10 protein-coding genes and 4 tRNA genes are annotated in these 10570 nt (G+C 55.2%); all 14 read right to left on the bottom strand.

Annotated features, from left to right (window positions below; genetic code table 11):
* Positions 1-28: 28 nt before the first annotated feature.
* Positions 29-4102: a DNA-directed RNA polymerase subunit beta gene (gene rpoB, locus LCH65_RS00070; RefSeq protein WP_003431815.1), complete on the bottom strand. Its 4074-nt coding sequence runs from the start codon at positions 4100-4102 to the stop codon at positions 29-31.
* A 221-nt stretch (positions 4103-4323) separates the two neighbouring features.
* Positions 4324-4689, bottom strand: coding sequence for a 50S ribosomal protein L7/L12 (gene rplL, locus LCH65_RS00065; RefSeq protein WP_003317111.1), 366 nt, complete (start codon positions 4687-4689; stop codon positions 4324-4326).
* 79 nt (positions 4690-4768) lie between these two features.
* The gene (gene rplJ, locus LCH65_RS00060; protein WP_003431816.1) at positions 4769-5269 is read right to left on the bottom strand and encodes a 50S ribosomal protein L10; all 501 of its coding nucleotides are present in this window, start codon (positions 5267-5269) and stop codon (positions 4769-4771) included.
* A gap of 201 nt (positions 5270-5470) precedes the next feature.
* On the bottom strand, positions 5471-6166 hold the full coding sequence (gene rplA, locus LCH65_RS00055; RefSeq protein WP_002555499.1) for a 50S ribosomal protein L1: 696 nt from the start codon (positions 6164-6166) through the stop codon (positions 5471-5473).
* Entirely contained in the window at positions 6166-6597 is a 432-nt protein-coding gene (rplK, locus tag LCH65_RS00050) for a 50S ribosomal protein L11 (protein WP_002555500.1), read from the bottom strand. The genes rplA and rplK overlap by 1 nt, the downstream gene beginning before the upstream one ends.
* 118 nt (positions 6598-6715) lie before the next feature.
* On the bottom strand, positions 6716-7249 hold the full coding sequence (gene nusG / locus LCH65_RS00045; protein ID WP_002555501.1) for a transcription termination/antitermination protein NusG: 534 nt from the start codon (positions 7247-7249) through the stop codon (positions 6716-6718).
* Between the two features lie 9 nt (positions 7250-7258).
* Positions 7259-7627, bottom strand: a complete 369-nt coding sequence (secE, locus tag LCH65_RS00040; protein ID WP_002555502.1) for a preprotein translocase subunit SecE — start codon at positions 7625-7627, stop codon at positions 7259-7261.
* A gap of 46 nt (positions 7628-7673) precedes the next feature.
* Positions 7674-7749, bottom strand: a tRNA-Trp gene (locus tag LCH65_RS00035).
* Positions 7750-7914: 165 nt separating this feature from the next.
* Positions 7915-7990, bottom strand: a tRNA-Thr gene (locus LCH65_RS00030).
* A 26-nt stretch (positions 7991-8016) separates the two neighbouring features.
* Positions 8017-8090, bottom strand: a tRNA-Gly gene (locus LCH65_RS00025).
* Between the two features lie 24 nt (positions 8091-8114).
* Positions 8115-8199: transfer RNA gene (locus LCH65_RS00020), tRNA-Tyr, on the bottom strand.
* Positions 8200-8341: 142 nt separating this feature from the next.
* Entirely contained in the window at positions 8342-8770 is a 429-nt protein-coding gene (locus tag LCH65_RS00015) for a hypothetical protein (protein WP_003369046.1), read from the bottom strand.
* Positions 8771-8777: 7 nt separating this feature from the next.
* Positions 8778-9527, bottom strand: a complete 750-nt coding sequence (locus LCH65_RS00010; protein WP_058397043.1) for a pantothenate kinase — start codon at positions 9525-9527, stop codon at positions 8778-8780.
* Complete coding sequence (gene birA / locus LCH65_RS00005; RefSeq protein WP_175550586.1) at positions 9517-10476, bottom strand: bifunctional biotin--[acetyl-CoA-carboxylase] ligase/biotin operon repressor BirA; 960 nt, start codon at positions 10474-10476, stop codon at positions 9517-9519. The genes LCH65_RS00010 and birA overlap by 11 nt, the downstream gene beginning before the upstream one ends.
* Positions 10477-10570: the final 94 nt, after the last annotated feature.

The raw sequence follows: 10570 nt of genomic DNA, 5'->3' as shown, positions 1-10570 counted from the left end.
CCGCCCTGCCCCCGATTCGCGTCACGTGTTATTCGGTTTCCAGATCGATATCGATACCGAGCGAACGGATTTCTTTGATCAACACGTTGAAAGACTCGGGCATGCCCGGCTCCATACGGTGATCGCCGTCCACGATGTTTTTGTACATCTTGGTACGACCGTTCACATCGTCCGACTTCACTGTGAGCATTTCCTGCAGAGTGTACGCCGCGCCGTATGCTTCCAGCGCCCACACTTCCATCTCCCCGAAACGCTGACCACCGAACTGTGCCTTACCACCCAGCGGCTGCTGGGTAACCAGGCTGTACGAACCAGTGGAACGCGCGTGCATCTTGTCGTCCACCAAGTGGTTCAGCTTCAGCATGTACATGTAGCCAACCGTTACAGCACGTTCAAACTTGTTGCCGGTACGACCGTCGAACAGCTGCATCTGGCCGCTTTCCGGCATATCTGCCAGCTTGAGCATTGCCTTGATTTCGCTTTCCTTGGCACCGTCGAAAACCGGGGTAGCCATCGGTACGCCGTTACGCAGGTTCTTCGCGAGGTCCAGAATCTCGTTGTCGGAGAGGTCTTCCAGAGACTCCTGACGACCGCCGATTTCGTTATAGATCTCGTTGAGGAACTTGCGCAGCTCAGCAACCTTACGCTGCTCTTCGAGCATGCGGTTGATCTTCTCGCCCAGACCTTTGGCCGCGAGGCCCAGGTGGGTTTCGAGAATCTGACCAACGTTCATACGCGAAGGTACGCCCAGCGGGTTGAGGACGATATCGACCGGCGTGCCATTGGCATCGTGCGGCATGTCTTCAACCGGCATGATCACAGAGACCACACCCTTGTTACCGTGACGACCGGCCATCTTGTCGCCCGGCTGGATGCGGCGACGGATTGCCAGGTAGACCTTGACGATTTTCAGAACGCCTGGAGCCAGGTCATCGCCCTGCTGCAGTTTGCGTTTCTTGTCTTCGAACTTGTCATCCAGAAGACGACGACGATCAACGATGTAAGCCTGAGCCTTTTCGAGCTGCTCGTTGAGAGCATCTTCAGCCATGCGCAGCTTGAACCACTGACCATGCTCAAGACCGTCGAGCACTTCGTTAGTGATCTCCTGGCCCTTTTTGAGGCCAGCGCCGCCTTCTGCTACACGACCCACCAGCGCAGAGCGCAGACGTTCGAAAGTAGCGCCTTCGACAATACGGAACTCTTCGTTAAGATCCTTGCGGATCTCGTCGAGTTGCGACTTCTCGATGGACAGGGCACGCGCATCACGCTCGACACCATCACGGGTGAAGACCTGAACGTCAATGACAGTACCTTTGGTACCGGTTGGTACACGCAGGGAGGTGTCTTTAACGTCGCTGGCTTTCTCACCGAAGATCGCGCGCAACAGTTTTTCTTCCGGAGTCAGCTGAGTCTCGCCTTTCGGAGTGACCTTACCGACCAGGATGTCGCCGGCGCCGACTTCGGCACCTACATAAACGATACCCGCTTCGTCCAGCTTGTTCAGAGCAGCTTCACCCACGTTAGGGATGTCAGCTGTGATTTCCTCTGGCCCAAGCTTGGTGTCACGTGCCACACAGGTCAGTTCCTGAATGTGGATCGTGGTGAAGCGGTCTTCCTGAACAACACGCTCAGAAAGACAGATGGAGTCTTCGAAGTTGAAACCGTTCCAGGCCATGAACGCGATGCGCATGTTCTGACCCAGCGCCAGTTCACCCATATCGGTGGACGGGCCGTCGGCCATGATGTCGCTACGCTGAACACGGTCACCCTTGCTGACCAGCGGACGCTGGTTGATGCAGGTGTTCTGGTTCGAACGGGTGTATTTGGTCAGGTTGTAGATGTCTACACCCGCCTCACCTGTTTCAACTTCATCATCAGCAACGCGGACAACGATACGGCTGGCGTCAACCGAGTCGATCACACCACCACGACGAGCCACGACGCAAACGCCGGAGTCGCGAGCAACGTTGCGCTCCATGCCAGTACCTACCAGCGGCTTGTCGGCACGCAGAGTAGGAACAGCCTGACGCTGCATGTTCGAACCCATCAACGCACGGTTGGCGTCATCGTGCTCGAGGAACGGAATCAGCGATGCAGCTACCGAGACAACCTGCTTGGGCGAAACGTCCATGAGGGTGACATCGGCTGGCGCCTTGACGGTGAATTCGTTCAAGTGACGCACAGCAACCAGCTCGTCGATCAGCTCTTGCTTGTCGTTCATTGCGGCCGAAGCCTGAGCAATGACGTGGTCCGCTTCTTCGATCGCCGAAAGGAAGACGATCTCTTCGGTGACCAGACCTTCCTTGACCACACGGTACGGACTCTCGAGGAAGCCGTACTGGTTGGTGCGGGCATAGGCCGCCAGGGAGTTGATCAGACCGATGTTCGGACCTTCAGGCGTCTCGATCGGGCACACACGGCCGTAGTGAGTCGGGTGAACGTCTCGAACTTCAAAGCCGGCGCGCTCACGCGTCAGACCGCCAGGGCCGAGCGCGGAAACACGACGCTTGTGCGTGATCTCGGACAGCGGGTTGTTCTGGTCCATGAACTGGGACAGCTGGCTGGAACCGAAGAACTCTTTGACCGCCGCCGCAACAGGTTTGGCGTTGATCAGGTCCTGAGGCATCAGGCCTTCGCTTTCTGCCATGGACAGACGTTCTTTGACAGCGCGCTCGACACGGACCAGACCTACACGGAACTGGTTCTCGGCCATCTCGCCAACGCAACGAACGCGACGGTTACCGAGGTGGTCGATGTCATCGACGATGCCTTTGCCGTTACGGATATCAACGAGGGTCTTGAGGACCGCTACGATGTCTTCCTTGCACAGCACGCCCGAGCCTTCGATTTCAGTACGACCGATACGACGGTTGAACTTCATCCGGCCTACAGCAGACAGGTCGTAACGCTCAGGACTGAAGAACAGGTTGTTGAACAGTGTCTCAGCGGCATCCTTGGTTGGCGGCTCGCCAGGACGCATCATTCGATAGATCTCGACCAGCGCTTCCAGTTGGTTGCTGGTGGAGTCGATCTTCAGTGTGTCGGAGACGAACGGACCGCAGTCGATGTCGTTGGTGTACAACGTTTCGATGCGAACAACCTGAGCCTTGGCGATCTTGGCCAGGATTTCAGTGTTCAGTTCGGTGTTGCACTCGGCAATGATCTCACCGGTTGCCGGATGCACGATGACCTTGGCTGTAGTGCGACCCAGGACGTAGTCCAGAGGCACTTCCAGCTCTTTGATCCCGGCCTTTTCCAGCTGGTTGATGTGACGGGCAGTGATACGACGACCCTGCTCGACAATGACCTTGCCCTTGTCGTCCAGGATATCCAGAACGGCAATTTCACCACGCAGGCGCTGAGGCACCAGTTCCAGGCTCAGGTTTTCGCCGCGCACATGGAATACGTTGGTGGTGTAGAAAGCATCAAGCACTTGCTCGGTGGTGTAACCCAGAGCGCGCAGAAGTACGGACGCAGGCAGCTTGCGACGACGGTCGATACGGACGAATACGCAGTCTTTCGGATCGAACTCGAAGTCCAGCCACGAACCGCGGTAAGGAATGATACGAGCGGAGTACAGCAGCTTGCCGGAGCTGTGCGTCTTGCCACGGTCGTGGTCGAAGAATACGCCAGGCGAACGGTGAAGCTGAGACACGATAACGCGCTCGGTGCCATTGATTACAAAGGTACCGTTCTCAGTCATCAGGGGGATTTCACCCATGTAGACTTCTTGCTCTTTGATGTCCTTGATCGCTTTGTTCGACGATTCTTTGTCGAAAATGATCAGACGGACCTTGACTCGCAGAGGTACTGCGTAAGTCACACCGCGCAGCACGCATTCCTTGACATCAAATGCCGGTTCGCCCAAGCGATAACCTACATACTCCAGCGCAGCATTGCCGGAGTAGCTGATGATCGGGAAAACGGATTTGAAGGCTGCATGCAGACCGACGTCGCGGAACTGATCTTTGGTCGCTCCCGCCTGCAGGAATTCGCGATACGAATCCAGCTGGATGGCCAAGAGATACGGCACATCCATTACGTCCGGCAACTTGCTAAAGTCCTTGCGGATACGTTTTTTCTCAGTATATGAGTAAGCCATCAGCGTTCCCCAGCTTGGTCACCTGCTTGTTTGGCTCCCTCCCGACGGAAGCAGCCAGAAAATCTTGCAAACCCCTTGGTTTGCGCCACCGCCATCGGTGGATGCCACTCGTTACAGACGTTGACAGCGCCAATCGTCTATAACGGAAAAAGGCCGGTGGCAAAAGCCACCAGCCATCAGCCTTTCGCTAAACGCGTGGGCTGGACACTCAAAATCGATGCTTATTTCAGCTCGACTTTAGCGCCTGCTTCTTCCAGGGTAGCTTTTGCTTTGTCAGCTGCGTCTTTCGACACTGCTTCCAGAACCTGGGCAGGAGCGCCGTCAACTACAGCCTTGGCTTCTTTCAGGCCCAGACCGGTCAGTTCACGAACTGCCTTGATCACGTTTACTTTCTTCTCGCCAGCTTCCAGCAGCATGACGTTGAATTCAGTTTGTTCTTCAACAACAGCAGCTGCAGCAGCAGGACCAGCAGAGCCAGCAGCAGCAGTAACGCCGAACTTCTCTTCGAAAGCCTTGATCAGCTCTACAACCTGCAGAACGGACATTTCAGCTACGGCGTTAAGGATATCGTCTTGAGAGATGGACATGACTCAATTTCCTGAATTGGGGGACGGCCTACGCGACCATCAAAATAAACAAAAATACGCGAAAAGATCTGACTCAGCCTTAGGCTGCAGCTGCTTCTTTTTGGTCGCGAACAGCCGCCAGAGTACGAGCCAACTTGCTGGTAGCGCCTTGAATCACGCTCATCAGCTGAGAAATTGCTTCGTCACGGGTCGGCAGGCTTGCCAGTACATCGATCTGATTAGCTGCGAGGAACTTGCCCTCGAACGCAGCTGCCTTGATCTCGAACTTGTCCTGACCTTTAGCGAATTCCTTGAACAAACGGGCAGCAGCGCCAGGATGTTCATTGGAGAACGCGATCAAGGTCGGGCCAGTGAACACGTCGTTGAGGACACTGAATTCAGTGTCAGCAACAGCGCGCTTGAGCAGGGTGTTACGTACAACACGTACGTAAACGCCAGCTTCACGAGCCTCTTTACGGAGTCCGGTCATTGCGCCAACCGTCACGCCACGGGCATCAGCCACGACAGCGGACAGACCAGCTTTGGCAGCCTCGTTGACTTCAGCGACGATGGCCTTCTTGTCTTCGAGTTTAATTGCCACGGGTTTAACTCCTGCTTGTTACCGTTTCATCCGACCGAAGCCAGATGTCGTTTTGGTGTCTGATTCGGTAAGGAACCGGGAGCACCATCTGCGTAGGCTTGTGGTTTAAGACTTGCGTCGCCTACGGTCTTGGATAGCCCCCGCCAGGCAGGGACCCCAATCTTTCAAATGGTACGGCATCAATCACCGTACCATTTTGTCTTACGCTTCCAACGAACCCTGGTCGATGACCAGGCCTGGGCCCATAGTGGTGCTCAGGGTGATGCGCTTGACGTAAATACCTTTCGAAGAAGCAGGCTTGATACGCTTCAGATCAGCGATCAGGGCTTCAACGTTTTCCTTCAGCTTGACAGCGTCGAAACCGACCTTGCCAACGGAAGTGTGGATGATGCCGTTTTTGTCGGTACGATAACGAACCTGACCAGCCTTGGCGTTCTTGACGGCGTTAGCAACGTCAGGAGTAACAGTGCCGACTTTCGGGTTTGGCATCAGACCGCGAGGACCGAGAACCTGACCCAGCTGACCCACAACGCGCATTGCGTCAGGGGAAGCGATAACGACGTCATAGTTCAGATCGCCAGCTTTCATTTCAGCGGCCAGATCGTCCATACCAACGCGGTCAGCACCGGCAGCCAGAGCAGCTTCAGCAGCAGGACCCTGGGTGAAAACTGCAACGCGTACAGTCTTACCGGTACCGTGTGGCAGTACAGTAGCGCTACGTACAACCTGGTCGGATTTACGAGGATCAACACCCAGGTTAACAGCAACGTCTACAGACTCACTGAACTTGACAGTCGACAGCTCGGTCAGCAGAGCAGCAGCGTCTACGAAGTTGTAGGATTTACCAGCTTCGATCTTGCTGGCGATTGCCTTTTGACGCTTGGTCAGCTTAGCCATTACACACCCTCCACGTTAAGGCCCATGCTACGAGCGGAACCGGCGATGGTACGCACGGCCGCTTCCATGTCAGCTGCAGTCAGATCCGCATTTTTTGCTTTAGCGATATCTTCCAGCTGAGCACGAGTCACGGTGCCAACTTTAACGGTGTTCGGGCGAGCCGAGCCGCTGGTCAAGCCTGCAGCTTTCTTCAGCAGAACCGATGCAGGGGTACTTTTTGTTTCGAAAGTGAAGCTACGGTCGCTGTATACAGTGATGATCACTGGTGTCGGCAAGCCTGGCTCAATACCCTGAGTACGGGCGTTGAACGCTTTGCAGAATTCCATGATGTTCACACCGTGCTGACCCAGAGCAGGACCAACTGGCGGGCTTGGGTTAGCCTGAGCGGCTTTCACTTGCAGCTTGATGTATGCGGTTATCTTCTTGGCCATGAGGCACTCCAATTACGGGTTCAAGCGCCAACAAAGGCTCCCCGGTTACTTACGCGTATATCCCAGTGACGAAAAAACCCCACAGCCTTGGGCTGCGGGGTATGGGATTCCAGCTCAGTTATGCCTTTTCGACCTGACTGAACTCCAGCTCTACCGGAGTAGAGCGTCCGAAAATGAGCACCGCCACTTGAATCCGGCTCTTTTCGTAGTTAACTTCTTCGACCGTGCCATTGAAATCAGCGAACGGACCGTCGGTGACACGAACGACTTCACCTGGCTCGAACAGCGTCTTCGGCTTCGGCTTGTCGCTACCATCAGCGACACGACGCAGAATCGCTTCTGCCTCTTTATCAGTGATGGGAGCAGGCTTGTCAGCGGTACCGCCGATGAAGCCCATGACACGCGGGGTGTCCTTGACCAAGTGCCAAGTACCCTCATTCATGTCCATCTGAACAAGCACATAACCTGGGAAGAACTTGCGTTCGCTTTTGCGCTTCTGGCCATTACGCATTTCGACCACTTCTTCAGTGGGAACCAGAATTTCGCCGAAGCCATCTTCCATGCCTGCCAGCTTCACACGCTCGATCAACGAGCGCATGACATGCTTCTCGTAACCCGAGTAAGCATGCACTACGTACCAACGCTTAGCCACGGGACACCCTTAGCCAACTATCAAGGAAACAAGCCAGCCGAGCAGGGAATCGAGCCCCCACAACAGCAACGCCATAACCAGCACAACAGCCACAACGATCAACGTGGTTTGAGTGGTTTCTTGGCGAGTAGGCCATACGACTTTACGGATCTCGGCACGGGCCTCTTTCGCCAAAACGAAGAAAGCCTTACCCTTGCCTGTCTGCAGCGCTACAAATGCAGCGGCTGCGGCAATCACAAGGAGAGCGAGAACGCGATACAGGATCGGCTCAGCAGAATAATACTGATTACCGACAACACCCACGACAACCAAAACGACTACCAGGAGCCACTTCAGCATATCAAAGCGAGAGTCTGATGCTTCAGCCTTGGGATTCATCTACGGAGATCCTGTGAAAAGAAAGCCAGATTACATCTAGGGAATCTGGCAGGTCAGGAGGGAATCGAACCCCCAACCTACGGTTTTGGAGACCGTCGCTCTGCCAATTGAGCTACTGACCTAAAAGCAAAATCAGGCCGACCATTATGCGGACCTGACAAGAGTTTTTCAACACCTTATTCGGAGAGCACCAAACAGGCGACGCCCTCCGAATAAGCTTTAGACGGCGCACGCAGCGCGGAACCGCCTAAAACAAAGGCAGATATTTTCATATCTGCCTTTATCAATGGAGCTCTTGAGCGGATTTGAACCGCTGACCTCACCCTTACCAAGGGTGTGCTCTACCAACTGAGCTACAAGAGCAAAACACTATGCATGAACCACAAGCCTGGAGCGGGTAGCGGGAATCGAACCCGCATCATCAGCTTGGAAGGCTGAGGTTCTACCACTAAACTATACCCGCACAACTTGCAGCTCGCGCTAAATCTGGTGGAGGGGGAAGGATTCGAACCTTCGAAGTCGTAGACGTCAGATTTACAGTCTGATCCCTTTGGCCGCTCGGGAACCCCTCCTAAGCGAGGCAGCATTCTCAACTCATGCTACCCTTCTGTCAACCTTTTTCTCAGTAAAAACCTGAGGTTACATGCGTTGACTACTACCACTTCGTTCGTGAGACTTTCACCTCACTGCGAAGCGGGCGCCATTCTATGTAAACTAATCAGCAGTTGCAATGCCCTCGCACGACATTATTTGATTTTTTAATTGCGGGAAATCCTGACTCAGCTGGCTGATCAAGCCTGCTTCGACAAGGCGTCGACTTTCCGGCGCAATTTTCAGCCAGTAGGCGGTCGACCCGCTCGTTTGCACTGACTGATATTGAGACTGGATATCCAGGCTGTTCAATCGCTGCTCTACCAGGCGCGCGTCCTCTTGCCTGGCAAAGCCACCAACGTACAGGCATTTAGTGTCAGGATCGTGGGACGCCCGGCCAGCATCCGATTCGCTGAGCAGACGGATATCCTGCTGAGAAGCACGGTGCAACGACAAGGGCATGACCTCCTTGGCCCTGAGCGGAGCCTCCTGCTGATGCCAGATGTAATAAAAGGCATTAAGCATCAACAGCAGAAGAAATAACCAACGCATAAAGACCTCAACGCAAAGGGCAGGCGAGAGCCAGCCCCACGAAGACCAGATCAGGAACAATTCGGGCTCCTGGCAGCACATCCGCAACCAGAGCAGCGTCACCGCCCGTCACAAAAATAGCAAAGTCGTCCCCCCAATACCCACGAGCTATCTCGACCTGAGTCACTGCAAACCCCCGAAGCATCAGCGAGCAGCCGCGCTCTACCGCTTCTGCGGTCGCCCGCCCGGGAACTAGACGAACCAACGCCCTTTCCGCCTCTGTGTCGTCATACCTGATGCGACGAGTATGGGTGCGCAACTGATTGCGCATCAAGGGCATCCCAGGACAGATGAAGCCACCAAGATGCGCGCCGCCGGCGTCGACGAAATCAGATGTCACGGCAGTGCCCAGATCAATCACCAGGCATGCACGTTTGACAAGATGGTACGCACCTACAAAAGCCAGCCAGCGATCCAGGCCGAGACGTTCGAAATCGTCATAGCCATTGATCACCCCTCCCAGCTCGCGGGCAGGCACTGCGCAGACGGGGGCAACCGAGAACGCATCAGCCAGGACAGCAACCAGACGCGCCGTTTCTTCGGCGCTGCGGACACTTACCAGACGGCAGTCGCTGAACGTTGTGTCAGGTAGATTACGCAGGTGCTCCAACAAGGCTGCGTCAGAGTCCACAACACCGCCGCTGACCACTGCTGCATCGCTTTTAGCGGTAATGCGCCACTTGATGAAGCTGTTGCCGCAATCGAGCTCAAGAATCATCTCGCAACCTCAGGCTCAGCTCACCACCACTAAAGCTTTTTTCCACACCATTGACCTCCAACCGCAGCGCTCCAAGTGAGTCGACCCCCAACACTACTCCCTCCACGACCTCCACCCCCGAGAGCAGCTTGACCGCAGCCCCCTGCCACAAGTGCCCACGCTCCCACTCCTTATGAAATGCTGCAAAGCCCTCCGTGCGATGAACCGCCATAAGAGCCTCAAGCTGGGTGCTTATACGAGCGGCGACCTGATTGCGATCAACCAGGCCGCCTGTCTCAAGCCTCATCGACGTCCATAGCTGATCCACCTCGCTGGAGGAACGCATGTTTACGTTCACCCCTATCCCGATGATCACATGACAAACGTCCGCCGGATCGCCAATCAGCTCGAGCAAAATACCGGCGATCTTCTGCCTGCCAACAAGCACGTCGTTTGGCCACTTGAGGCCTGCGCCCTGGACGCCCATATCACGCAGGACATTCATCACCGCGAGCCCCACCAACAAGCTGAGGCCTTCCAGCTGACGCATCCCGCCATCGATGCGCAGGACCAGGCTGTAATACAGGTTTTCAGCAAAGGGACTTACCCACTTTCGACCACGTCGCCCTCTTCCGGAAGTCTGCTGCTCGGCCACCACCAGTACAGGCAGAGGAACGCCTTGAGCGATCAGGCGTGCGGCCTCAGCGTTGGTCGAGTCGATGGAATCGTAAGTGCGAACAGACCAGTTGGCAGGAAAGCCTGACTGTTCGATACCGCCAGGACTTAGAAGAGAAATAGGCGTCGCGAGTCTATAACCACGACCACGCACCTTGTGGACATCTATGCCCAGATCCGCTTCAAGCTGCTGGAGCTGCTTCCAGACAGCACTGCGACTTATGCCGAGGGCATCGCCCAATACCTGTCCGGAATGAAACGCACCATCGGCAAGAAGCTTTAACAAGGTCAGCATTTGGAATCGCCTGGCAATAAGGCACGCATCATAGCCACGCTGAGGCATGATGCATAGAAACGAAAACGTGTTTTCACGCTGGTTTTTGCAGGCA

Origin of the sequence: Pseudomonas sp. MWU16-30316 (assembly GCF_020515645.1) — a bacterium.
Classification (GTDB): domain Bacteria; phylum Pseudomonadota; class Gammaproteobacteria; order Pseudomonadales; family Pseudomonadaceae; genus Aquipseudomonas; species Aquipseudomonas cerasi.
This window is presented reverse-complemented; position numbering and strand designations above follow the sequence as displayed.

Coding starts and splice junctions, on each gene's coding strand:
- rpoB (WP_003431815.1), bottom strand. CDS start 4,102: ATGGCTTACTCATATACTGAGAAAAAACGTATCCGCAAGGACTTTAGC.
- rplL (WP_003317111.1), bottom strand. CDS start 4,689: ATGTCCATCTCTCAAGACGATATCCTTAACGCCGTAGCTGAAATGTCC.
- rplA (WP_002555499.1), bottom strand. CDS start 6,166: ATGGCTAAGCTGACCAAGCGTCAAAAGGCAATCGCCAGCAAGATCGAA.
- rplK (WP_002555500.1), bottom strand. CDS start 6,597: ATGGCCAAGAAGATAACCGCATACATCAAGCTGCAAGTGAAAGCCGCT.
- secE (WP_002555502.1), bottom strand. CDS start 7,627: ATGAATCCCAAGGCTGAAGCATCAGACTCTCGCTTTGATATGCTGAAG.
- LCH65_RS00015 (WP_003369046.1), bottom strand. CDS start 8,770: ATGCGTTGGTTATTTCTTCTGCTGTTGATGCTTAATGCCTTTTATTAC.
- LCH65_RS00010 (WP_058397043.1), bottom strand. CDS start 9,527: ATGATTCTTGAGCTCGATTGCGGCAACAGCTTCATCAAGTGGCGCATT.
- birA (WP_175550586.1), bottom strand. CDS start 10,476: ATGCTGACCTTGTTAAAGCTTCTTGCCGATGGTGCGTTTCATTCCGGA.